The sequence below is a fragment of the Serratia sp. Tan611 genome (assembly GCF_905188235.1).
In the GTDB taxonomy this organism is placed as follows: Bacteria; Pseudomonadota; Gammaproteobacteria; order Enterobacterales; family Enterobacteriaceae; genus Serratia_B; species Serratia_B rhizosphaerae.
On the sequence record NZ_LR994655.1, the window covers coordinates 3,203,428 to 3,225,961 of the forward strand.

The 22,534-nt window shown below is 60.5% G+C and carries 21 protein-coding genes and 1 tRNA gene; 3 read left to right on the plus strand and 19 right to left on the minus strand.

Annotated elements, in window-relative coordinates; all coding sequences use genetic code 11:
- Positions 1-14: 14 nt before the first annotated feature.
- The 7 genes from TAN611_RS15180 to TAN611_RS15210 all read right to left on the minus strand — a co-directional run bounded on the left by TAN611_RS15180 (position 15) and on the right by TAN611_RS15210 (position 7,510).
- A complete protein-coding gene (locus TAN611_RS15180; RefSeq protein WP_203066676.1) occupies positions 15-1,910 on the minus strand; it encodes a glucose PTS transporter subunit IIA in 1,896 nt (631 codons plus the stop codon).
- Between the two features lie 241 nt (positions 1,911-2,151).
- Positions 2,152-3,072: a LacI family DNA-binding transcriptional regulator gene (locus tag TAN611_RS15185; protein WP_105231787.1), complete on the minus strand. Its 921-nt coding sequence runs from the start codon at positions 3,070-3,072 to the stop codon at positions 2,152-2,154.
- Between the two features lie 205 nt (positions 3,073-3,277).
- Positions 3,278-3,601 carry a PTS lactose/cellobiose transporter subunit IIA gene (locus TAN611_RS15190; protein ID WP_105231788.1) on the minus strand — a complete coding sequence of 108 codons (324 nt, stop codon included), beginning with the start codon at positions 3,599-3,601 and terminating at the stop codon, positions 3,278-3,280.
- Positions 3,601-4,992 carry a glycoside hydrolase family 1 protein gene (locus TAN611_RS15195; protein WP_187044431.1) on the minus strand — a complete coding sequence of 464 codons (1,392 nt, stop codon included), beginning with the start codon at positions 4,990-4,992 and terminating at the stop codon, positions 3,601-3,603. Before TAN611_RS15195 ends, TAN611_RS15190 begins: the two co-directional genes overlap by 1 nt.
- Before the next feature lie 14 nt (positions 4,993-5,006).
- Positions 5,007-6,329 (minus strand): PTS sugar transporter subunit IIC, encoded by a 1,323-nt coding sequence (locus TAN611_RS15200; RefSeq protein ID WP_187044430.1) that lies wholly within the window; start codon positions 6,327-6,329, stop codon positions 5,007-5,009.
- On the minus strand, positions 6,326-6,649 hold the full coding sequence (locus TAN611_RS15205; protein ID WP_054307116.1) for a PTS sugar transporter subunit IIB: 324 nt from the start codon (positions 6,647-6,649) through the stop codon (positions 6,326-6,328). The genes TAN611_RS15200 and TAN611_RS15205 overlap by 4 nt, the downstream gene beginning before the upstream one ends.
- Positions 6,650-6,880: 231 nt before the next feature.
- On the minus strand, positions 6,881-7,510 hold the full coding sequence (locus TAN611_RS15210) for a hypothetical protein (protein ID WP_105233431.1): 630 nt from the start codon (positions 7,508-7,510) through the stop codon (positions 6,881-6,883).
- 76 nt (positions 7,511-7,586) lie between these two features.
- On the opposite strand from TAN611_RS15210, the gene TAN611_RS15215 reads away from it, so the two are divergent.
- On the plus strand, positions 7,587-8,543 hold the full coding sequence (locus TAN611_RS15215; RefSeq protein ID WP_203066677.1) for a LysR family transcriptional regulator: 957 nt from the start codon (positions 7,587-7,589) through the stop codon (positions 8,541-8,543).
- Here TAN611_RS15215 and alkB read toward each other — a convergent pair.
- The 10 genes from alkB to citC all read right to left on the minus strand — a co-directional run bounded on the left by alkB (position 8,521) and on the right by citC (position 18,125).
- Positions 8,521-9,168, minus strand: a complete 648-nt coding sequence (alkB, locus tag TAN611_RS15220) for a DNA oxidative demethylase AlkB (protein WP_203066678.1) — start codon at positions 9,166-9,168, stop codon at positions 8,521-8,523. The two genes, TAN611_RS15215 and alkB, sit on opposite strands and share 23 nt — an antisense overlap.
- A 100-nt stretch (positions 9,169-9,268) precedes the next feature.
- Positions 9,269-9,964 (minus strand): 4'-phosphopantetheinyl transferase, encoded by a 696-nt coding sequence (locus tag TAN611_RS15225; RefSeq protein ID WP_203066679.1) that lies wholly within the window; start codon positions 9,962-9,964, stop codon positions 9,269-9,271.
- A 96-nt stretch (positions 9,965-10,060) separates the two neighbouring features.
- Entirely contained in the window at positions 10,061-11,290 is a 1,230-nt protein-coding gene (agp, locus tag TAN611_RS15230) for a bifunctional glucose-1-phosphatase/inositol phosphatase (RefSeq protein ID WP_203066680.1), read from the minus strand.
- 141 nt (positions 11,291-11,431) lie between these two features.
- Entirely contained in the window at positions 11,432-12,895 is a 1,464-nt protein-coding gene (locus tag TAN611_RS15235) for an anion permease (protein ID WP_111736792.1), read from the minus strand.
- Positions 12,896-12,920: 25 nt separating this feature from the next.
- Positions 12,921-13,811: a triphosphoribosyl-dephospho-CoA synthase CitG gene (gene citG, locus TAN611_RS15240; RefSeq protein ID WP_203066681.1), complete on the minus strand. Its 891-nt coding sequence runs from the start codon at positions 13,809-13,811 to the stop codon at positions 12,921-12,923.
- Positions 13,789-14,337 carry a citrate lyase holo-[acyl-carrier protein] synthase gene (gene citX, locus TAN611_RS15245; RefSeq protein WP_203066682.1) on the minus strand — a complete coding sequence of 183 codons (549 nt, stop codon included), beginning with the start codon at positions 14,335-14,337 and terminating at the stop codon, positions 13,789-13,791. Before citX ends, citG begins: the two co-directional genes overlap by 23 nt.
- Positions 14,338-14,340: 3 nt before the next feature.
- Entirely contained in the window at positions 14,341-15,846 is a 1,506-nt protein-coding gene (gene citF / locus TAN611_RS15250) for a citrate lyase subunit alpha (protein ID WP_105231796.1), read from the minus strand.
- The gene (citE, locus tag TAN611_RS15255) at positions 15,843-16,763 is read right to left on the minus strand and encodes a citrate (pro-3S)-lyase subunit beta (protein ID WP_203066683.1); all 921 of its coding nucleotides are present in this window, start codon (positions 16,761-16,763) and stop codon (positions 15,843-15,845) included. Before citE ends, citF begins: the two co-directional genes overlap by 4 nt.
- Positions 16,747-17,055, minus strand: coding sequence for a citrate lyase acyl carrier protein (gene citD, locus TAN611_RS15260; protein ID WP_111736787.1), 309 nt, complete (start codon positions 17,053-17,055; stop codon positions 16,747-16,749). Before citD ends, citE begins: the two co-directional genes overlap by 17 nt.
- A complete protein-coding gene (gene citC, locus TAN611_RS15265; protein WP_105231798.1) occupies positions 17,055-18,125 on the minus strand; it encodes a [citrate (pro-3S)-lyase] ligase in 1,071 nt (356 codons plus the stop codon). Before citC ends, citD begins: the two co-directional genes overlap by 1 nt.
- Positions 18,126-18,431: 306 nt before the next feature.
- Here citC and dpiA point away from each other — a divergent pair, with 306 nt between their 5' ends.
- The gene (dpiA, locus tag TAN611_RS15270) at positions 18,432-19,118 is read left to right on the plus strand and encodes a two-component response regulator DpiA (protein WP_105231799.1); all 687 of its coding nucleotides are present in this window, start codon (positions 18,432-18,434) and stop codon (positions 19,116-19,118) included.
- Between the two features lie 162 nt (positions 19,119-19,280).
- A tRNA-Asn gene (locus TAN611_RS15275) sits at positions 19,281-19,356 on the plus strand.
- 388 nt (positions 19,357-19,744) lie between these two features.
- On the opposite strand, the gene TAN611_RS15280 is transcribed toward TAN611_RS15275, so the two are convergent.
- Together TAN611_RS15280 and TAN611_RS15285 are read right to left on the minus strand one after the other, a co-directional pair.
- Positions 19,745-21,142, minus strand: coding sequence for an MFS transporter (locus TAN611_RS15280; protein ID WP_203066684.1), 1,398 nt, complete (start codon positions 21,140-21,142; stop codon positions 19,745-19,747).
- A complete protein-coding gene (locus TAN611_RS15285; RefSeq protein ID WP_203066685.1) occupies positions 21,135-21,428 on the minus strand; it encodes an SDR family oxidoreductase in 294 nt (97 codons plus the stop codon). Before TAN611_RS15285 ends, TAN611_RS15280 begins: the two co-directional genes overlap by 8 nt.
- Positions 21,429-22,534: the final 1,106 nt, after the last annotated feature.

A 22,534-nucleotide genomic window follows, 5' to 3' on the forward strand; every position in this document is an offset into this window, starting at 1 on the left:
ATCGCTCCTGTTTGTTACCCAATCTGCATAACCGGCTGCCCGCAGGCAACCTCTCTGTTTACGTCCAGCAGGCGCACCGCGAACTCATCGCTGTTCAGCACCACAAACGGCGTGGTCACGTCATACCCCGCCGCTTCTATCGCCTGCTGCTCAAAGCGGATCAGCGGGTCGCCCGCTTTCACCTGCTGGCCCATCGCCACCAGCGTGTCAAAATGCTGCCCCTGCAGCTTGACCGTATCCAGCCCGACGTGGATCAGCAATTCGGCGCCGTTGGCGCAGGTCAGCCCGACCGCATGCCGGCTGTCGATCACCGAGGAGACCACCGCGTCGCAGGGCGCCAGGATCTGACCGTCCACCGGGCGGATCGCCACGCCTTCGCCCAGCAATTTCTGCGCAAAGCTGGGATCGTTCACCTGCTCCAACGGCACATAATGCCCCGCCGCCGGGGACAGCAGCGTCACCGCCTGCGGCTGCGCCGCCGGCTCATCAGCCGCAGGCATTTCTGGCGTCTTTGGTGCCGCAGGCGCCGCGCCGCCCGCCGCCAGCGGCGGATCGTCAAAGCCCACCGCGTACACCATCGCCATGGTGCTGATTATCGCCGTAGCAACGCCCGCCAGTTCGCCGATAAACGACATCGGGTTCTCCGGGCTGATAGCGTTTACCACGGTCAGCAGGCTGGGTAATCCAGCATAAGCATAGTAGTAACTGCCGAAGAAGCTGGTGACCAAAGCGCCCAGCGCGCCGCCGATACAGCCGCAGATAAACGGCTTTTTCAGGCGCAGGGTCACACCGTACAGCGCTGGTTCAGTAATGCCGAACACGCCGGTGACGCCGGCGGAAAGCGCGGTAGTTTTAAACTGCGGGTTGCGTGATTTAAAACCGACGGCCAATGCCGCCGCCATCTGCGCCACCACCGCAATGGTCTGGAAAGCCTGAAAAGAGTCGCGGCCGTGCGCATCAAAGTTGGCCATCACCACCGGCGTAATCCCCCAGTGCACGCCGAAGATCACCACCATTTGCCATACGCCGCCGATCAGCGCGGCGGCCAGCGCCGGCGCGGTGTCAAACAGCCAGTTGTAGCCGCCGGCAATGGCGAACGCCGCCGAACTGGTGATCGGGCCGATCAGCAACAGCGTAAACGGCACCATAATCAGCATGCAGACCAGCGGGGTAAATAATTCGTTGACGACGTCGGGGATCGCGCGGCGGGCATATTTTTCCACGTATGACAGGCACCAGATCATAAAGATCGGCGGCAGCACCGACGAGGTGTACACCGTTTCCGCCAGCGGCAGGCCGAGGAAGTGGATCGCTTCGCCCTGCGCGATACGCGCGGCGATGGCGCCCCACTCAGGATTAATCAGCGCGCAGCTGCACAGCACCGCGATAAAGGTGTTACAGCGGAAAAAGCGCGACGCGGTAATGGCAATCAGCACCGGCAGAAAGGCAAACGGCGTCCAAGACATAAAGTTGAGCACCTCGAAGGTGCCGCCGTTCGCCAGCTGCGGCGCAAAATGTCTGGCGACGATCAGGCCGCCCTGCAGGATGCCCGCCGCCGCCAGCACAAACACGATCGGCGCGAAAATCGCCGACATGGAGCCGATGACCGCGTCCAGCAGCCGGACTTTCGCGCCTTCGGTTTTTAGCTGGCTCTGATCGACCAGGCCGGAAAAAGCGTCAAACACCTCCGCCACATGTACGCCGATCACCACCTGAAACTGTCCGCCGCTCTGCACCACCATGATGACGCCCGGCAGCTGTTTAATCCGCTCCGCCGCCTGCGGCGGCGTCTCCTTCAGCACCAGCCGCAGACGGGTGGCGCAACGGGTAAAACTGACCAGATTATCCTGCCCGCCGACCTCCGCCAGAATATCGCCGGCCAACTGGGCATAGTTTCTTATTTTCGTCATTATTTTAATACCTTATCGTAAAGGTTATGACTTCCGCCTACGTGTTTCTCAAAAATGAAACCGGTTGCAGAATAAGTGGGAGGCTTCTTTTCTGCAACCGGTTTCAGTGAGAAGTGTGTCAGGGATAACAGTTTGCGGCGCGCGGCCATGAGCGACGGCGGCAGAGCGGCGTCGCTGCGGGAGACACAAAAAATAGCGGGGAGAAACGGCCGCCCGCCAGAACGACGGGGGCTGCGGCGCGTCAGCGCGCCGTCAGGCTGCCGCGCAGTAAACCAGGCTCTTCTGCGCCGCTCAGCAGCGCCAGCGCACGCTGCGCCAGCGCATCCAGCGAATACTCAATCGACGGCACCGTCGGCGCGCCGGGCCACTGCAGCGAACCGTCCAGACTGAACACCATCACCTGCGCCGGCACCTGACGCTGATACTGCGCCAGCACCGTCAGCGCCTCCTGCGCCTGACAGTCGTCGGTCACCAGCAGCGCATTAAACGGCATCGTGCTGTTGAGCAGGCGCTGCAGCGCAATGCGCGTCACCGCTTCGTCTTCCACCACCAGCTGGCGGTTATAGGGGATAAGGTGCGTTTCCAGCGCGTGGCAATAGCCCTGCAGCACCTGTTCGGCAGCATCGCCGGCGGCAAAGTTAATCAGGGCGATCTGCCGCCGCTGCTGGCTAGCGAGGTAATGCACCGCGGTTTCTGCCGCAAACTGGTGGTCAAAACCCACGCTTTTCGCCGTGGACGCGGTGACGCAGTCCAGACACACCGTGCTGTCCGGCAGCGGCGGCAGCGCGAAACGCGCGCCGACCACGATCAGCGCATCGCACCAGCCACTGCTCAGCTCCGCCGCCGCGGCCGCCAGCGCGGCGGCGTCGTTGGCGAAACGCAGCAGCAGATGCTTCTGCTGACGGCTCAGCTGCTTCTCCAGCGCCTGGAGATAACCGGTCGCCTGCTGAATATGTTCCGTGGCGCAAATCACGCCGATACAGCCGGTGCTCTGGCTGGTGAGCGACTGGGCGACGGCGTTCGGACGATAGTTCAACGTTTCCACCGCCCGCAGCACCGCCTGCCGGCTCTCTTCCTTTACCCCGCGACTGCCGCTCAGCACCCGGGACACCGTGGCTTTCGATACCTGCGCCAGGCGGGAAACATCATTGATATTGGCCATAACTGCGGGTCTTCCTGCTGATAGAGAAAAACGGGCCGGCGGCCCGCTACAGACGACTGATAAAGCCAACTATTAGGGAGAGCGTGACGATGGGGTCGTAGCGGCGTAAGCCGCCGAAGCGCCCCTCGTTACGCTAGGCCCGGGTATCACGAATCATCAGACGACGTTGTCATCAACCTCAAACGGGCCGGCGGCCCGCTAGTGATTATCCCTGAGCCGATGGCCGTTGTCGTTGATAAAGTTCGACCATTTCGGCAATCAGTTCCCGCGCCAGTATCGCATTCATCAGATGATCCTGCGCATGCACCATAATCAGCGTCATCGGCGTTTTGCCCTCACCGCCGTCCTGCTCAATCAGCCGGGTCTGCACCCGGTGTGCGGCGCGGGAAAACTCATCGGCCTGCTGCAGCTGCGTCTGCGCCAGTGCAAAATCGCCGTCACGCGCCGCCTGCAGCGCGCTGAAACACAGGCTGCGCGTCTGGCCGGCATTGACGATAATCTCCATCACCGTACTTTCCAAATCGTCCATCAGCGTTGCTCCTCAAAACCGTTGGCGGCGGCGGTTGCGGCGAACCATTCGCCGCTTTTCTTGATAGTGCGCTGCTGGCTCGCCAGATCCAGCTGCACAAAGCCATAGCGGTTCTTGTAGGCGTTGCTCCATGACCAGTTATCGATAAAGGTCCACATATGGTAGCCCAGGCAGCGGCTGCCCTCGCTGATGCCCCGGTGCACCCACTGCAGATGCTCGCGGATAAAATCGATGCGGTAGTCGTCCTGAATCTGCCCGTTCTGCTCAAAACGCCGTTCATCCTCCACGCCCATGCCGTTCTCGGAAATAAAGCAGCGTGGGTTGCCGTAGTTTTCCCGCAGGTTGGTCAGAATATCGTAGATGCCCTTTTCGTAAATCTCCCAGCCGCGGTACGGATTCATCTTGCGGCCCGGCATCGCATAGTGGCTGAAAAACCACTCCGGCATAAACGGACTGTCCGGATTGACCAGGCTGTCGCGGCACTGAATGCGGCGCGGCTGGTAATAGTTGATGCCCAGCAGATCCACCACGCCCTGCGCCAGCAGCGCGGCGTCCTCCGCCTGGCATGGCGGCAGCTGGTCATGCTGACGCAGCAGCGCCACCAGCTCCTGCGGGTAGCTGCCGCGCAGCGCCGGGTCGAGGAAACTGCGGTTAAACATCAGATCGGCAACATGCGCCGCCTGCACATCGGCCGGGTTGGCGGAGCGCGGATAGGAAGGCGTCAGATTGAGGATGATGCCGATCTCCCCGTCCTGCCCGCGGGCGCGGTAGTTCCGCACCGCCAGCGCGTGCGCCAGCATGGTGTGGTAGGCCACCGTCGCGGCGCGCCTGAAGTCCACCACGTTCGGGTAGTGGAAGTCATACAGATAGCCGCCCTCCACCGGCACAATCGGCTCGTTAAAGGTAAACCAGTGCTTGACCCGGTCGCCGAACAGGCGGAAACAGACATCGGCAAACTCGGCGTAGGCCTGCACCACTTCACGGCTTTCCCAGCCGCCCTGCTGCTGCATCGCCAGCGGCATATCAAAGTGAAACAGGTTGATAAACGGCGTAATGCCCTGCGCCAACATCTCGTCAATCACCTGGTTATAAAACGCCACCGCCTGCGGATTAACCTCGCCGCGCCCCTGCGGGATCAGCCGCGCCCAGGAAATGGAGGTGCGGAAACTGTTGTGGTTCAGCCGTTTCAGCAACGCGATGTCGTCGCGCCAGCAGCGGTAGAAATCCGAGGTTTGCTGCGGGCCGACCTGCTGGTGAAAACGCTCCGGCTGCAGCCGGAACCACTCGTCCCAGATGGTGGCGCTTTTGCCGAAACTGAGGCTCTCGCCTTCACTCTGCGGCGCCGAACTGGCGCTGCCCCACCAGAAATCTTGCGGGAATGCATATTTCATCACGACCCCTTACGTCAGGAATTAACGGCGGCTTCTCCGCCCTGTGGTTGTTGTTTTTCCTGCTCCTGCTTGAGCAGCGTGCGCTCATAAGCCTTCAGGAACGGGTAATACATCAGCGCCGACAGCACCATGCAGAACAGGCACATCAGCAGCGGGCTTACCGCCCAGTTCGCCGCCCATGAGGCGCCAATCGGCGCCGGCGTGGTCCACGGCGTCAGCGACACCACCTGCGCTACCCAGCCCAGTTTGGTGGCGATATAGGCGAAGGTGGCGTTAATCATCGGCACCAGAATAAACGGCAGGAAAAACACCGGATTCATGATGATCGGCGCACCGAACAGAATCGGCTCGTTGATATTGAACACGCTGGGCACCACGCCCATCTTGCCGATACTGCGCAGATGCGCCGCCCGGCTGCGCAGCAGTAAAAACGCCAGCGGCAACGTAGAGCCGACGCCGCCGATCAGCAGGTAATGGTCCCAGAAGCCCTGCAGGTAGATATGCGGCAGCGGCGCGCCCGCCGCCAGAGCGGTCTGGTTCAGCGCCAGGTTGGTCATCCAGAACGGGTTCATGATGCCGGTGACGATCAGCGCGCCGTGAATACCGGCGAACCACAGCAGTTGGCAGATAAACACGGAAATCAGGATCGCCGGCAGCGAGTCCGAGGCGGACACCAGCGGCTGCAGCAGATGCATAATCGCCTGGGGAATGATCATGCCGGTGTAGCTCTGCACCAGCAGATTAAGCGGATGCAGGGTGGCGACGATCGCCACCACCGGGATCAGGATCTCAAACGATCGCGCGACGCCAGTCGGCACCTCCTGCGGCAACCGGATGGTGATATTGTGCCGCTTCAGCCAGGCGTACAGTTCACCGGCATACAGCGCGGTAACGATAGCGGTGAAAATCCCCTCGCCGGAGAAATACTGCGTATCGATCACGCCGTCGCGGTACGGCGCCGCCACCAGTAAAAACGCCATCAGCGCCAGCAGGCCGGTCATGATCGGGTCCAGTTTATGGTGCCGCCCCAGGCTGGCGCCGATCCCCACCGAGATAAAGAAAGTCATCACCCCCATGCTGAGGTGAAACGGCAGCATCAGCTGTTCACGGTATTGCAGTGAAAAATTCAGCCAGCCGCGGGCGAACGCCCAGCTGCTGTCGGCGGAGAACGGCGGAAAGATAAACACCAGCATAAATGAGCCGATGATCATAAACGGCAGCGCGGAGACAAAGCCGTCGCGGATGGCAATCACATGGCGTTGCTGGCCGACGCTGCCGGCCAGCGGCGTCACCTTCTGCTCGATAAGGTTGACCATCGCCTGATAGAGAGAGGTCATGCCGGCTCTCCCTGCTGCGCGATCAGCGCCAGGGCGAAATCCAGCACCTTATCGCCGCGCTGCATGCCGTAATCCATCATATCGATCGCCGCGACCGGAATGCCCTGCTCCGCCGCGCGCGCAGACAGCGCCGGCAGCATATATTTCACCTGCGGCCCCAGCAGCACCACCTGATAGCGGCTGAACTGCTCATCAAATTCCCCCGCGCTATAGGCGGCAATCTCCACCGGCAGATCGCGGCTGGCGGCCTCCGCCGTCATTTTCTTTACCAGCAGACTGGTCGACATCCCCGCAGAACAGCAAAGCATAATTTTCTTCATTGTTATTACCCCAGTGATGGTTGGATGTATTTCTCACCGCCATTGGAAACGATATGGAAACCGGTTTCCAACACCAATAAAAAGGAATGAGAGCGTTCTCAAGCATCAGGAATAAAATAAGGGAAACGGCGTGAGGCGGCTCACAAGTTACGCAAGCGGCAGGCATGGCGGCATAAAAAACCCGCAGCACGTGCTACGGGGCAGAAAAATTACCGGCGAAATGTCGCGCCGTTATCTGAGATCGTAATAAACCACCAGTTGGCCTTTTTTCATTTTCAGCGCGCTGATGGTCACCTCACCCAGCTCAGCCAGCGAGCGCACGTGGGTGCCGCCGCAGCCGTAGGCCGGCAGATCGCCGAAGCCGACCTGGCGAACGCCGTTTTCCTGCCGCTGACGGCGCGGTAAATCGGCGGCGATCAGGCGCGTCAGCGCCTCCTGCAGCCATGCCTGCTCCAGCGCTTTCACACCGTCGCCGGGCATAAAGGTAATGCGCCCTTCCCCCGGCCAGTGATGCGCCTTCACCGGGCGCCAGCCCTGCGTTTCCCCCAGATAGCCGATCAGATGGCCGGCGGAGTGCCAGCGCGCATGCAGTACCCGCAGCCGGCCGTCGACCTCGATATCGATGGCGCCCGGCGGCTGCGGGCGCGCCACCACGTGCAGAATATCCTCACCGCGCGGCACCAGCCGCAGCAGCGGTTCGCCGTTCAGAGTGCCGCCATCGGCCGGCTGTCCGCCGCCCTGCGGATGAAACAGCGTAGCATCCAGCTCCAGCGCATAGTTGCCGTCCTCCAGCGGCTGGCAGGCCAGCACCTGCGCCTGCAACTGCAGTGCATCGCTGTGATAGTAATGTCGTTCTGTCATCGTTTATTCCCCGGTTAATTGACCCTGCACCCAGTATATTCATGTCATAATCAGAGGATAATCCGTTATCAGAAGAATGGACTTTTGCGCTGTGATCACAAATCAAGCCACCGCATTACTGGCCGAGATGGCCGTATTCGTCCAGGTGGCGGAAAGCGGCAGTTTCTCCGCCGCCGCCCGTCAGTTGGGTGCTTCCCCCTCGGCCGTCAGCCGCAGCGTCAGCAAGCTGGAACGGGCGCTGGCGCTGCGCCTGCTGCACCGCACCACCCGTAAGCTGCGCCTGAGCGAGCAGGGAGAAACCGCCCTGCAATACTGCCGGCAGATGCTGGCGGCGGCCGACGCGGTGCTCAGCCTCAGCGGACAAAACGACGCCGAACCGGAAGGGCTGGTCAGCATCAGCGTGCCGAAAGCGGTCGGCCGCTTTGTGCTGCACCCGCATATGCCGGCATTTTTGCAACGCTACCCCAAGGTGGACGTGCGCCTGCGGCTGGAAGACCGCTATATGGATTTGATTGACGACGGCGTGGATCTGGCGCTGCGCATCACCGACAGCCCGTCGCCGGGGCTGATCGGCCGTAAACTGATGGATATTGAGCACCTGCTGTGCGCCACGCCGCACTATCTGGCGCAGCACGGTACGCCGCAGCAGCCGCAGGCGCTGACGCAGCACAGCTGCATCTATCTGGGAGAGACGCCGAACGACGCGCGCTGGCGCTTCCGCCGGGCAGGCAAGACGCAGACGGTCAACGTGCGCGGGCGCTATGCCGCCAACCACACCGGCGTACGGCTGGATGCGGTCAGACAGCATATCGGCATCGGCAGCCTGCCGTACTTTACCGCCCGACAGGCGCTGGAGGACGGTGAACTGGTGCAGGTGCTGCCGGACTGGGAGTTTCTCAGTAACTATCGCGGCGGGCTGTGGCTGCTGTATGCGCCGACGCCGCACCTGCCCGCCAGGCTGCGGGTGTTTATCGACCATCTGGTCGCCTGCCTGGCGCAGCAGCCGCGTCTTACAGCGCCTTGCGCAAAGTGATGTTGATGCGGTGCGATCCCACCAGCGAGTGGTAGCCCTCCTTCACCGGTAAAATACCGTGGAAGCACAGGCGCGACGGACCGCCCCACACCACCACGTCGCCGTGCGCCAGCGGAATACGCCGCGCCCGGTCGCTGCGCTGCAGGCCGCCGAACTGAAACACCGCCGGCAGCCCGAGCGACACCGATACGATCGGCGCGCCGAAATCGCGCTCGTCTTTATCCTGATGCAGCGACAGCTTGCTGCCGGGGTCGTAACGGTTAATCAGGCAGGAGTCCGGCGTAAAGTGGCCAAAGCCGGCCTGCAGCGCAGCCTCGTCCGCCAGCGCCAGCAGAATGGGCGGGATCGCCGGCCAGCGGCGGCCGCTGCCCGCGTCGCGTTCGGCGTAGCGGTAGCCGCGGCTGTCACTGGTCCAGCCGTTGCCGCACCAGCTCATCGCCACCGACATGGTATAGCCGCCGGGCGTGGTCAGATGCCGCCACGGCACCTGCACCACCACGCCGCGCACCGCCGCCAGCAGCTCGGGGCCGTGGTCGCGGACAAAGCCGTGCAGCACCACCGCGCCGGGCGCTATCTCCTCACGCCACGGCGCCGGCAGCGCGTCTTCAAAAAGGTCGATCGTCATCGCCAACACCTGTTTATTTAAACAGTATTTATTGTAGCGGCGAAAATACGCTTGTCCAGCGCCGCCGCAACCGGCGGCGGAATGCATTTAGTTGGTTGATTTAAAAGAAAATAAATGTGGTTACGTTGTCACCACCAAGCGTAAAGCGTCCGCCAAAACGCCGCCCGGCCGGGCACTGCGGCGTTAAATCCTGCAGCAGCGCCAGCGTAAAGGTCTGCGCCTGCGGATCCAATGCGACGATCTGCGCATCGAGAAAATCAAAGTAGCGCTGCACCTGCGGATAAAGCGCCTTGAACAAGCTCTCTTTGGCGGAGAACGTCAGCGTCAGCGACAGGTTGAACGGCAGCGGCTGTTGCCGCAGCCACGCCTGCTCTGCCGGGTTGACGATCCCGCTCCACAGTTGCTCGGCGCGCTGCATCGGCATCTGCGTTTCCACATCCAGCCCGACGCCGCCGCTATCGGCCGCCGGCGCGACGGCACACAGCGCGGTATCCGCGTTGTGGCTCAGCGCGCCGACGATACCGTCAGGCCAGACCGGCGCGCGATCGGCGCCGCGCGCCACCACCCGTTGCAGATACCCCAACGCCTCCAGCGCCTGGCGCGCCAGCAGACGCCCGGCCAGATACTCCGCGCGGCGCTTCGCCACCGCCGCGGACAGATGGTCGGGGAACGGCAGCGCCGCCTGTTGCCACAGTGCGTCATGGTAGGCCGTCAGGCTGAAACGGCCGCGGATAACCCGGCCGGGAAAGTCGCTGACCGGCAGCCAGCAGATATCGGTAAGAAACGTAGTGAGCACGGCGGTTCCGCAGTTTAGGATCGACGGGGAGCAGTGTAATGCGAGTGACGGGCGGGCGTACAGCCCCTCTCTCACCGGAGAAAGGGGCGATGGCCGTTACAACATTGTTTTCATCGCTTTTTCAAAGTCGCTCCAGCTGCAGAAGCCGTCTTTATCGGTCGGGCAGCCTTCCAGCGCCATCGTCACCCGCTGCGGCGGATGCTGCAGCGTCAGCTTATCGGCGTTGCGCAGCTGCTCGGTGGACTGATAGACATACTCAATCTTCAGCAGGTCGCGATCGCCCTGCTTATCGTGCCAGCGCTGGAACACCAGCTTGCCGCCGATCGGCGTTTTTTCATACTGCTGCGGCAGCTGATAAGGTTTGAACTGCATCGCCGACAGCAGAGAGGCGATATTGGAATCATGCCCCACCAGCACCGTCAGCTTGGGCGCATCGCCCTTCTCCTTACCGATCAGCGCCGAGCTGATGTAGGTCAGCAGCGGCTTGGCGACGTTCTGCGCCACCACCGTCGAAGTGAACAGCGAATCCTGATAGCCGTCTTTCAGCTGCGCCAGCTGCCGCCACTGCTCCGACGTGGTCACCTTGCCCCACGCCACCTGATCGGCCGGGAAGCCCTCGTAATACTGCAGCATAAAGGCGTCCACCAGCGAGTTGCCCACCCGCAGCGGGCCGGCGACGCCCGGCTCTTTACCCGGCACCGCGCTCATGGTGCTGGTTTCTGCGGTCAGGTCGCACTGCTTGTCGGTTTTACAGGCGCTGGAGTCGGCGTAGTCGGTGATTTTCGCCAGCTGCCGGTAGGCGGCATCCAGCTGCAGCGAGTGCAGTTTGTCGTTCATCGCCTTCAGCGCCTGCTGGTTAAACTGCTTGCTGTTATCGGTAATAATCGGGTTAAAGGTCGGGTCCATAGTCCCCATTTTATCCTGATGATGCACCGCCACGTCACAGCCCGGGAACGCGCCGTTGGTAAAGAACTGCGCGGTGGCCACCGTGCGCTGCAGGCTGTTGGCGTACACGTAGACGCTGCCCGGTGTCGGACAGCCCTGCTGCGGCAGCAGGCCGGCCTGCTTCAGCCAGGCGTTGAAATAGTGCCCCATATACACTTCCAGCACCCCGCCCTTGGTGGTCAGCTCACCGCCCGGCGTATCCCACTGCGGCCAGGCCTGCGGCGTTGAGTTAGCCAGCACGCTGCCGTTGTTGGCCAGCGGCGCGCGCAGGTTGTGGCGGCTCATCACCAGCACCTGCTCCAGCTGATAGTCGGCGGTTTCCGCCAACGCCGAGGCGGAAAACAGCAGCGGCAGGCAGAGCAGCATCTTGTTTTTTTTCATCGCGAAGGGTCCCTGTTGTGTGTGTTTTTAATCAGTTAGCCTGACCGGACATCATGGCGGGGTTCGGCAAGAAAAGGTGTGAGGAGGGTCACGCGCGGCGCAATACAGCGGCGGCCCGCTAACGGGCCGCCGGCATCACGCTTAATACCACAGGCTGAGGATCGGCCAGCCGATCAGCAGCAAGGCGGCGATATACAGCACGCCGAGGATCGCCCCCAGCCGCCAGTAGTCTTTCGACTTCACATAGCCGCAGCCGTAGATGATCACCCCCGGCCCGGTGGCGTACGGCGTCAGCACGCCCATCAGGCCGATCGACAGCACCAGCAGAATCGACAGCTGCTCCATCGGCACGCCCGGCAGCCCTTTGCCCACCGCCAGAATCACCGGCAGCATGGTGGCGGTATGGGCCGACAGGCTGGCAAACAGATAGTGGGCGAAGTAGAACACCAGCACCAGCGCCACCACGGTCATCGTCGGCGAGAAGTCGCTCAGGTGGGTGCTCATGGTGGTGGCGAACCAGTCAATAAAGCCGGAGCGCGTCAGGCCATTGGCCATCACCACCAGCGTCGCCAGATTCACCAACGTATTCCAGGCGCTGGAGTATTGGGTGATCGCCTTCCACGACACCACGTGCAGCGCCAGCATCAGCGACACCGCCAGCAGGCACACCGCCGTGGCGTTCACCACTTTACCGCCGAACACCCACAGGCACAGGCTCAACAGCACCAGGCCGATCAGCGTGTACTCCTGACGGCTCAGTTTGCCCATCTCCGCCAGCGCGCCGTCGGCCCAGCCGGCCACCTCGCTGCTGTGGGTGACGCCCGGTTTATACAGGTAATAGGAGAGCAGCGGCGCGACAATCAGCAGCACCAGCCCCACCGGCAGAAACGCCATAAACCACTGCATCCAGCTGATATGTACGCCGGCGATTTTGCTGACAAACTCAATCCCCAGTACGTTCGGCGCCGCGCCGGTGACGAACATCGACGAGCTGAGGCTGGTGCCGACCACCATCATCCACATCAGGTAGCCGCCGATGCGCCGCGACGACGGATCGTTCGGGAACGAGTCAAACAGCGGCGGCAGGTTTTTCACCACCGGGAACACCGTGCCGCCGGTGCGCGCAGTGTTGGACGGAGTAAACGGCGCCAGCAGGATATCGATAATCACCACCGCATAGCCGAGCGTCAGCGTCCGCTTGCCCATAAACTTCACCAGAAACAGCGCGATGCGCCGCCCCAGCCCCGTGACCTCGTAACCGAGCGCAAAGATGAATGCGCCGAACACCAGCCACACCGTGGTGCTGGAAAAGCCGGCCAGCCCCCACTTCAGCGCCTCTTTGCCGGCCTTAAAGCCCGGCCCGGCCAGTTCCTGCGGGCTGAACAGCACCCAGGGCGCAGCCAGCACGCCCACCGTTACCGCAATAAAGCTGATGGCGGTCGCCGGGATCGGCTCCAGGATCATGCCGATAATCATGGCGACAAAAATGGCGAAATAGCGCCACGCCTGCGGCGGCATACCGGCAGGCGCCGGTATCAGCAGCAGGATCGCCAGCACCACCAGCGGCGCCAGCGCCTTGGCGAATTTTTGTTTCAACGGACTCATAGAGGTTCTCCTGAACGCAGCATTATTATTCCTGTAAGGCCGGTGGCGATATCTGCGCCAGCAGCCAGGTGACTATCAGCAGGTCGGCGCAGCCGCCGGGGCTGAGATGACGGGCCGTGCACTCGGCGTCAAACTGGCGCAGCCGCGCGATACCGTCTCTGCCGCCGGCGCCGCCCTGTGCCAGCAACTGCGCCGCGCGCTGCTGCAGCCAGCGCAGCCCTTCCATGCCGCCGCGCGCGGCGACATTGGTATCGCCGTTGTGCGCCATCAGCCACAACAGGCAGTCCTGCAGCGCGCTCTGCGCGTTATCGCCCTGCCGCAGCCGCCGCAGATAGCGTGGTAATGCGCCGTGCAGCACCAGCGGGAAGCCGGCTTCGGCCTCGCCGCGCGCGCCGCTCAGGCCGAACCGGCGGTACAGCCGCTGGCCGGCGCTCTGCCCGGCGTTGTTGCGCTGCAGCTCGCGCACCGTCAGCCCCTGGCAGATAGCCGCCACCTCCGCGCACAGCGCAGCGGGCGTCGGCGACGACAAACGGCCGAATGCGTAGCACAGCAGCCCGAGCGCAAACACGCTGCCCTTGTGGGTGTTGACCCCGCCGGTGGCGTGGAACATATGGTTTTCGCAGGCCAGACCAAGCGGCCGCAGCCGCGCCAGCACGCGATCGGCCGGCAGCGCCGCGTCCTGCCGCCCCTGACGGATAAAGCGAGGCAGCCAGACGCCGATGGCGCGCGCGCTGCGATAGAAATGGCCGATATGCATATCCTGATGCGCCCCGTTGTTGTCGCGGTCGACCAGTCCGGGCTTCGGCGTCAGGTTGACCTCGGTCAGCAAGGCGCGATAGGCATACAGGGCAAAGCGCCGTTCAGCCGCAGACAGCGGCGACGGACTGGCGGAACTAGCGGGCAGCGAGTGCAGCATTAAGCGTCTCCTCCATGGCGGCCAGCAGCCGTTCAACGTCGTGGCGGCGCTGCCGCGCACAGACGCGCGCCGGCCGATCGCACAGCAGACAGCGCCGGGCGGGCAGACCGCCATCGTCGCGCGACAGAATGCGCCCCTGCGCGTCCAGCACGTCGATATCCCACAGCCGCCCGGCGGGATGCATATCCTCCAGCCGGATGCAGCACTGTTTCACCTGCCGTGCCGCCGCCTGCAGCGACAAAAAACCTTCGCCGCCGCTGGGCAGCCCCTGCGCCTCGGCGCGCAGGCAGCGCCACCCCTGCCGCCGTTGCTCGGCGCGCAGCGCCTGCCAGCCGAGGTTGAAGATGCGCCGCGTCAGCGGGCTGTCTTTCAGCGCGCCCGGCGCCAGCGGCGTCAGCACCACCAGCGTCGCCGGATGGCGCGTCAGCCAGGCCTGCTGACGGTCGCGCCGCCGCTCGCGGGCGGCGAGCAGTTCCGTCAGGCCGACGGCGCGGTTGGCAGCCTGTTCGGGGGGGAGGATCGTCATACGCTACTCCGCCACCTGACGCACCACGTCAATCACCGAACCGTCGCGGTAGCGCACTACCGCCACCACCTTGTCGCTGAAGGCGATCGGCTGCGGTTCACCGGTCAGCGTCAGAGCGCGCTGGCGCAGCCAGCCGATATCAACCACCGCCAGCCCGGCGTCGCGCAGCCGCTGCGCCAGTTCCGGGCGCGCCGGGTTGACGGCAATGCCGTGATCGGTAACCAGAATGTCGATGCTGGATCCCGGCGTGACGCAGGTGGTCACCTCATCCACCAGCGTCGGGATGCGCCCGCGCACCAGCGGCGCAACGATAATCGCCAACCGCGCGGCGGCGGCGGTGTCGCAGTGGCCGCCGGAAGCGCCGCGCAGCACGCCGTCGGAACCGGTCAGCACGTTGACGTTGAACCCGGCGTCAATTTCCAGCGCGCTCAGCACCACCACGTCGAGCCGATCCACCGCCGCCCCTTTCGAGGTCAGGTTGGCGTACTGATTGGCGCTGATTTCGATATGCTGCGGGTTGCGCGCCAGCGAGCCGGCCGCGGCGCGGTCAAAGCTCTGCACGTCCAGCAGTTTGCCGATCAGCCCCTTCTCGTGCAGATCCACCATGGTGGAGGTGATGCCGCCGAGCGCAAAACCGGCGCGCACGCCGCGGGCGCGCATCTTGTCTTCCAGAAAGCGCGTTACCGCCAGCGACGCGCCGCCGGTGCCGGTCTGCAGCGAGAAACCTTCACTGAAATAGCCGGAAGCGGCGATCACCTCGGCGGCGCGGCGGGCGATCAGCAGTTCGCGCGGGTTGGAGGTCATGCGGGTGGCGTCGGCGCCGATCTTGTCGGCATCCCCGACCCGCTCCAGCTGTACGATCAGATCGACCCGATCCTGCGCCAGACTGGCGGGATGATGCGGGTACGGCACCAGCGCCTCGGTCAGCAGCACCACGGTATCGGCGTGCTGCGCATCCACTTTGGCGTAGCCGAGCGAACCGCAGCAGGCGTCGCCGCTGTAGCCGTTGGCGTTGCCGAACTCATCGCAGGCCGGCACGCCGAGAAAGGCGACGTCGATATGCAGCTCGCCGGACTCAATCAGGTTGACCCGCCCGCCGTGGGAATGAATCTGCACCGGCTGTGCCAGCAGGCCGCGAGAAATCTCTTCCGCCAGCGGGCCGCGCAGGCCGGAGGTGTAAACACGGCTGACCACGCCGTGGCGGATATGCTCCACCAGCGGCGCATGGCACTCGCTGAGCGAACTGGAAGCCAGCGTCAGGTTGCGAAAGCCCATCGCCGCCAGCGTGTCCATCACCTGATTCAGCGTCAGATCGCCGCCGCGAAACGCGTGGTGGAACGAAATGGTCATACCGTCCTGCAGGCCGCTGCGGCGCACCGCCTCCTGCAGCGAGTCGCAGCGCTTTCTGTCGCGCGGTTTGGCCGCCTGCTGATTGGCTTTTGAACTCTCCTGATAGACGGCCAGGCCGGCCAGTTGCTGCAGATCGATCGGTCCTTGTTGACGTTTCATTGCGCCTCCCCGCTGTGCGTTGCTTCTTCACGAATGCCGGACAACGCCGCGCGTTGCAGCACCAGACGCGCCCGCTCAATCACCGGGCTGTCGACCATCTTGCCGTTCAGCGACACCACGCCGCGCCCTTCACGCTCCGCCGCTTCGGCGGCATTCACCACCCGCTCGGCGTGCGCCACCTCTTTGGCGCTCGGCGCGTACAGGTTGTGCAGCAGCTCAATCTGCCGCGGATTGATCAGCGACTTGCCGTCAAAGCCCAGCTGCTTGATCAGCGCCGCCTCCTGCAGGAAACCGGCCTCGTTGTTGGCATCGGAATAGACGGTATCGAACGCCTGAATGCCGGCCGCTCTCGCCGCCTGCAGAATCGAGCAGCGGGCGAACAGCAGCTCAATCCCCTCCGGCGAACGTTCGGTGCGCAGGTTGCGTACGTAATCTTCCGCGCCGAGCGCGATGCCGATCAGGCGTGGCGATGCCTGAGCGATGGCGACGGCGTGGGTGATGCCCGCCGCCGACTCAATCGCCGCCAGTAGCCCGGTGCTGCCCTGCGGACGACCGCACGCGCGCTCGATGGCGCTGATTTCACGCTCCATATCCAGCACGTCCTGCGCGCCGTCGGTTTTCGGCAGCCGCACCACGTCGGCGCCGCCGCGCACCACCGCCTGCAGATCCGCCAGGCCGTAGGCGGAATCCAGCGCGTTGACCCGCACGATGGTTTCCACCTCCTGATACAGCGGGTGCTGCAGCGCGTGGTACACCAGACGGCGCGCCGCGTCTTTTTCCCGCAGGATCACCGAATCTTCCAGATCGAACATCAGCGCGTCGGCCTGATAGATAAAGGCGTTGCTGACCATTGCCGCGTTGGCCCCCGGCACAAACAGCATGCTGCGGCGCGGACGGGATTTACTCAGCGTTTTCATCGCTCACCTCCCAGGGCAGTTGGCCGTCGTCGCTGGCGCGCATCAGCGCGGTTTCCAGCCGGGCGCGCAGCACGCAGTCCAGCGCGCCTTTGTCGTCGACCATCACCTGTACCGGCTCGACGCCGTACTGGTTCAGCACCTGCAGCAGCGTGTTGCGGATCGCCGCGCCGAACTGTTTTTCCACGCTGCTGGCAATCAGCAGGTCATGCTGCGGGCCGTCGCAGGGCGCGATGCGCACCATCACATCGCTGGATTCCAGCGTGCCGGCCATTGCTTCTCGGATTATCTTCATCATTCACCTGATTGTGCGGACTCAAATTCCGGCGACGCCGCGTTAGACTGGCGTCGCGCCTGCAGATCCTGCAGGTAGTAAAGGGTGTCTTCCGGCACCAGCGGCGCGGCGGCGTGGAAATCGCCGGCGGCCAGCAGTTTGCGAACCCAGGAGGCGGAGATGGCGGTGCCCTGATACTGCAGCCGTTCAATCTCCACCAGCTGGATCGGCGGGCTGGACAGCGCCGGTGTTTCCAGCCAGTGGCGCATATCGCGGTTATATTTCGCCGTGACGGCGCAGAAAGGCTCATTGCCGACGAAGCGGTGGGTAATGCCCAGCGCCGGCGCCAGATACTGGCGGAAGATTTTTAAATCGATTTCGGTGTAGCAGTCGTCGGCCACCCCCTGCTCCTTGATGAAGTAACAGGGGAAGGTGGCGCGCGAGATCACATACTGCGAACCTTCGTGTACCGTCAGGTTGGCGATGTCGCGGCTGCCCTGCATCACCAGCCGGCGCCGGTCTTCATAGGGAAAACGCGAGGTGTCTTCACGCACCAGAAACAGGTGCAGCCAGTCGCACTGTGCGGCGGCGCGGCGGATCAGATACTGGTGACCGCGGGTGAACGGGTTGGCATTCATCACGATACTGCCGATCACCTCGCCCGGCCGGCGCTGCGTTGCCAGCCGCGCCGCATAGCGCTGCAGGCGGCACGGACTGTTCTCCATCAGCACCACAATGCCCGGCACATCGGCGATCGGGTAAAAGCCGCACTGGCGGAACAGGCCTTCGTTTTGCGTTTTGGTATAGATAAACAGCTGACTGTGATGGCGTTCGTACGCCAGGTTGACCAGCTCGGTCGCCAGCGACAGCGCCAGCCCTTCGCCGCGTAGCTGCGGGCTGATGGCAACACATTTAATAATATTGCCGGCGATGCCGCCGCAGGCCATCAATTTATCGTTCTGCGTAACGGTAATAAACACTTCCACCGTCGTATCAATATTCAGGTCATTGGCGCGCAGAAATGCGCGAATATCGGCAATGGCCTGATGTTCCGTTCTGTAGACTCGATTAAATATGGCGCCCGCCAACATAACTCGCTCGCTAATATAACAATTCAAATACAAATACCGGGTAAAGTTAACAACCAGGTAAAATAACACCTTAAAAACCACCACCTTACGCCGGAGATAACAATAAAGAGGTAAGCTAAAAATTATGGTAAAGGGAATTATTACGGCAATAATTGACCTAATTCACAAAGCGTTGGCGATTAATAAGTTATTTAATGGTTTTTATTTACTTAATTATTTTTATCGTTTTTATTGATCTGGCACGGCGCTCCAATGCCAGAAGATCCATTACCTTCAGCTTAAGCGTTATTTCATCAGGGGGAGCATATGGAATGGCTGAATATCTTAATCGTTGAGGACGAAACGCCGCTGGCGGAGATGCACGCCGAGTTTATCAGGCAGCACGGCAACTGCCGGCAGATGTGGCTGGCGGGCAATCTGGCGCAGGCGCGCGCAATGTGCGAACGCTTTAAACCCGATCTGATCCTGCTGGATAACTTTCTGCCCGACGGCCGCGGCATTGAGCTGCTGCGCGAGCTGACGCTGCAGGGCTACGGCGGCGGTATTGTATTTATCACCGCCGCCAGCGATATGGATACGGTAGCCGAAGCGCTGCGCTACGGCGTGTTCGACTATCTGATTAAACCGCTGGCCTACGACCGGCTGGCGCAGACCCTGCAACGCTTCAGCCAGCGGCGGCAGGCGCTGAAGGGCAAAACCCGCGTCAGCCAGCAGCGCATTGACGAGATGTTCAATACCTATGCCCGCAGCGAGCGGCAGGCGACGCTGCCGGCGGGCATCGACGCGCTGACGCTGACTAAGGTGCGCGAGCTGTTCGCCGACCCGGCCATCCGCCACACCGCCGAAAGCGTGGCGCAGCAGCTGGGGCTGAGCCGCACCACCGCCCGCCGCTACCTGGAGTTTTGCAGTGCGCACCAGCAGCTGACGGCGGAGATGGTATACGGCAAGGTCGGCCGGCCACAGCGGATTTATCGCGGCGTCGCCGCATCCTGACGGCTGTGCCCCGATACAGGGCCGGCATTTTGGCGGTGAAATGCGCTAAATCTGCAAAAAACTCAAGCGATTGCGCATTCTGTAAGCAAACGGTCACAGAATGCGTATTCCCCCTTTGACATGCCCGCAGCGGCTCGCTATGATTCGCCCCGTTCACACGATTCCTCTGTAGTTCAGTCGGTAGAACGGCGGACTGTTAATCCGTATGTCACTGGTTCGAGTCCAGTCAGAGGAGCCATATTTAGAGAAGCCCGCTTAAGGAAACTTAAGCGGGCTTTTTGCTTTTCTTACCGTTGATTATTGCTTTTCTCTGCTTACTCCCTTTCACTCGCCCCGTGAAGCCCTATCCTTTGGCGGTAAATGAAAAATAAATCGGGGCATACTCACAGAACCAACAAGCCTCATATCAAGGCAGATGCCAGTTAAAATGATTCATCTGCAGGTGACAATTGCCAATGGACTGAAATAGAGCACCGAGTATGTCATCCTGGGCATGCCCGCATACAGTTGCTCTATCACATGTTGCATCAAGATTAGACAGAATATTTGTGGGGAGCCTGATATAGACTCCCCACATGGCTTTCGTCGCCGGGATGCGATAGTTCAACATCCACTGAAGCGACACGTCACATTTCTTTACGAACAAGCAAAGTCGTTATGAGCAACGCGATGGCAAAAAGGACACATGCAACGCCAAACGCTAAATGCATACCGTATTCAAAATTAGCACTCAGTCCTATAAGGCCGCCAAGAACAGCAATTCCCATTACGCTGCCACTTTGACGTGCTGCGTTAATTACTCCGGAGATAATTCCACCTTTGCCAGCAGGGGCCGTTGACATACCGGCAGCAACGGTCGCTGGCGCAGTGAATGACATACCGAATCCCACGGCCAGCATCGGTATCAGAACGGCTACATAGGGGCTATGTCCGTTGACAAACATAAGCCCCAGAAAACCCGCGGCCCCGGCCAATAAACCGACCTTTATTGGGAAACTTGGGCCGGTCCGGGCGGTCACTCTCCCGCAATAAAAAGCGGTAAGTGAACAGACTATCGCCTGCGGGAGCAAAGCCAATCCCGTCTCCATCGTCGAATATTTACAGATCTGCTGAAAATAGAGGCTCAATAAAAAAAGCTGTCCGTAGAACCCAAAGTTAATAATCATCCCGACGGTCGTGGCAGCCGAGAAAGTCCGCGTTCTGAAAATACCTCGTGGCAACATAGGATTAGCGGAAGACCGCTCTATTAACAGGAACAGACAGGTCGTAATGGCGAATGCGCTTATTGCAATTTTGACGTCATAGCTCGACCATCCATTTTCACCGGCGGCGATGAACAAAAACGCCAATGACCCCAGCGCCAAAGCCGAAAGCAGTTGCGCAGCAAAGTTAATTCGCCGAGCCTCCCCGGACACATTCGGCAAATAACGCGCTGAAAGAATCACGCCCAAAATGCCAAATGGCACATTGACCAGAAATATAGAGGGCCAACCGAACGTCGAAATAAGAAACCCGCCCAGCACGGGACCTGTCGCCACAGCAACGCCGCCAACGCCGCCCCAGACGCCGAACGCACGTGCCCTGTCTGCTGGCTCAGTAAATATTTTCTGTAAAAGTGAGAGTGACGTTGCGACAAGAAGCGCCGCCCCCACTCCCTGAAGAACACGGGATGCAAGCAGCGCATCCAGATTCATCGCTATGCCGCACAAAGCAGATGCCAACGAGAAAACGATCAGACCCAGATTAAAGATGCGTTTGGGGCCAAAAATATCCCCCAACGCTCCAGCACTCAGCAGCAGAGCCGCAAACGCAAGCGTGTACGCATCAACCGTCCACTGTAATCCGCTTAGACCAATATTTAAGCTGGAGCCTAGGCTGCTCAGAGCAACATTAACTACGGTTGCGTCCAAACTGACCATAAAGAAACCGATACAAACCGTGAGCAGTGCACGTGATTTAACGGTCTCTTGTTCCGGGGTTACAACCTTCTTGATCCTGGATTTGATGATATTGTTGTCAGACAAGGGTGCCACCTCCATCGACGACCAACATTGTGCCAGTGATATGGTTGTTATTCGTCAAGAGGAAGACAGCATCTGCCGTGAGCTCAGGATGAAAAATTGTCCTGGCAGGCTGGCGGGCTTCGATAGACGGCCGTTCCTCGTCACTCAAATATGCAGGCGCCGACGCATTACCCGCTATCCCGGGAGATGCAACATTCACTCGGGTTGATACTTTCTCAAGCGCAAGCCCTTCTGTCAGGCTTTCAAGCACCCTCTGTTTTTTGTTTTTCTTGTCCACCTCATACATCTACATTTCTCCTTTTCAATATTGGTAGCGACTTCTGATTCATTTGCAGCAACTGACATGCTTAAGAAAGCAGTCCCCCCTTTCCGCTATTGCGTCAGCATCTTTCGTAAACTATCCCCGCACGCCCGCTCTCCCTGAACCGAATGGCCTCACCAGCGAGTATGTACAACAAGAATGCCGATAGCATGGACAGAGCTTTCTGGCCCTTCTTGGTTAAAGCGTTGAATGGTGCTCGCGTTACTGCAACACCGCGGTATTAAATACATCGCCGCCTAATGAATTTTCGAAATCTGTCACCGCGCCAGTTGCCAGCAAACTCCGAAATAAGCGTGAACGACCTGAGCGGACATTTTTAGATAAAATCCGCGCGTCAATTAACGTATTTACTTTAAATATAGAATCTGAAACATAGGGTGATGACACACAGAACGTGTTCTCTTTAATAGAGCGCGAGAGTTTCGCCTGCGAACCAGCAAACATCAGAGTATTCGCCCACATGAGCGTTAATACTGTTTCAAACGAACAATTGGCGGACCAGCCTAAATCATGGAATAGACCAAAACAAAAGAACCGGAGAAATTATTTAGTATTTAAAATACCCCCCGAAAAAGTTTATGCCCCCTTTATCTCTATCAATGTCCATACAACCGAAGATATCAAATTATTCTGCTTACCTCAGAATAATTTCCTTTGGCAAGAAAGTGTCCGTTGCTTTCAAGATATTTTTCATTGCCTAATCGACAAAGCAGTCAACAAGTAGCACTCTACGTTTCTCTCTGAGAATACATTCACGACTACAACGTTAAAGAAATCATCTCTGCTTCCTTGGACAACTTTATTCATTGCGCTGCGCTTCCTACACCAAGTTTTAGAAAATTTTGATTACTGCTTATTTCATTTATCAAGGATTACATTCGCAAGCCTAAACATGCTGCAGGTCTGCTTAACAAAAATATCACATTTTTTTGATGTGGCTCATGATTTCGAGTAAGGATATGTAAATTTAATTTACCAAATAAAATCACCATAAAAACAAAACATAACAGCATCCACATTAACGCATTGATATATAAACAAAAAATATTTAAAACCAAAAAACAATCAAT

What these genes read in the sequence shown, in the direction of transcription:
- TAN611_RS15180 (WP_203066676.1), bottom strand. Translation starts at nt 1,910, where the DNA reads ATGACGAAAATAAGAAACTATGCCCAGTTGGCCGGCGATATTCTGGCG.
- TAN611_RS15235 (WP_111736792.1), bottom strand. Translation starts at nt 12,895, where the DNA reads ATGAGTCCGTTGAAACAAAAATTCGCCAAGGCGCTGGCGCCGCTGGTG.
- TAN611_RS15205 (WP_054307116.1), bottom strand. Translation starts at nt 6,649, where the DNA reads ATGAAGAAAATTATGCTTTGCTGTTCTGCGGGGATGTCGACCAGTCTG.
- alkB (WP_203066678.1), bottom strand. Translation starts at nt 9,168, where the DNA reads ATGACGATCGACCTTTTTGAAGACGCGCTGCCGGCGCCGTGGCGTGAG.
- citF (WP_105231796.1), bottom strand. Translation starts at nt 15,846, where the DNA reads ATGAAACGTCAACAAGGACCGATCGATCTGCAGCAACTGGCCGGCCTG.
- dpiA (WP_105231799.1), top strand. Translation starts at nt 18,432, where the DNA reads ATGGAATGGCTGAATATCTTAATCGTTGAGGACGAAACGCCGCTGGCG.
- agp (WP_203066680.1), bottom strand. Translation starts at nt 11,290, where the DNA reads ATGAAAAAAAACAAGATGCTGCTCTGCCTGCCGCTGCTGTTTTCCGCC.
- TAN611_RS15285 (WP_203066685.1), bottom strand. Translation starts at nt 21,428, where the DNA reads ATGTATGAGGTGGACAAGAAAAACAAAAAACAGAGGGTGCTTGAAAGC.
- TAN611_RS15200 (WP_187044430.1), bottom strand. Translation starts at nt 6,329, where the DNA reads ATGACCTCTCTCTATCAGGCGATGGTCAACCTTATCGAGCAGAAGGTG.
- TAN611_RS15195 (WP_187044431.1), bottom strand. Translation starts at nt 4,992, where the DNA reads ATGAAATATGCATTCCCGCAAGATTTCTGGTGGGGCAGCGCCAGTTCG.
- citE (WP_203066683.1), bottom strand. Translation starts at nt 16,763, where the DNA reads ATGAAAACGCTGAGTAAATCCCGTCCGCGCCGCAGCATGCTGTTTGTG.
- citC (WP_105231798.1), bottom strand. Translation starts at nt 18,125, where the DNA reads ATGTTGGCGGGCGCCATATTTAATCGAGTCTACAGAACGGAACATCAG.
- TAN611_RS15215 (WP_203066677.1), top strand. Translation starts at nt 7,587, where the DNA reads ATGGACTTTTGCGCTGTGATCACAAATCAAGCCACCGCATTACTGGCC.
- TAN611_RS15185 (WP_105231787.1), bottom strand. Translation starts at nt 3,072, where the DNA reads ATGGCCAATATCAATGATGTTTCCCGCCTGGCGCAGGTATCGAAAGCC.
- TAN611_RS15210 (WP_105233431.1), bottom strand. Translation starts at nt 7,510, where the DNA reads ATGACAGAACGACATTACTATCACAGCGATGCACTGCAGTTGCAGGCG.
- citG (WP_203066681.1), bottom strand. Translation starts at nt 13,811, where the DNA reads ATGCTGCACTCGCTGCCCGCTAGTTCCGCCAGTCCGTCGCCGCTGTCT.
- TAN611_RS15190 (WP_105231788.1), bottom strand. Translation starts at nt 3,601, where the DNA reads ATGGACGATTTGGAAAGTACGGTGATGGAGATTATCGTCAATGCCGGC.
- citD (WP_111736787.1), bottom strand. Translation starts at nt 17,055, where the DNA reads ATGAAGATAATCCGAGAAGCAATGGCCGGCACGCTGGAATCCAGCGAT.
- citX (WP_203066682.1), bottom strand. Translation starts at nt 14,337, where the DNA reads ATGACGATCCTCCCCCCCGAACAGGCTGCCAACCGCGCCGTCGGCCTG.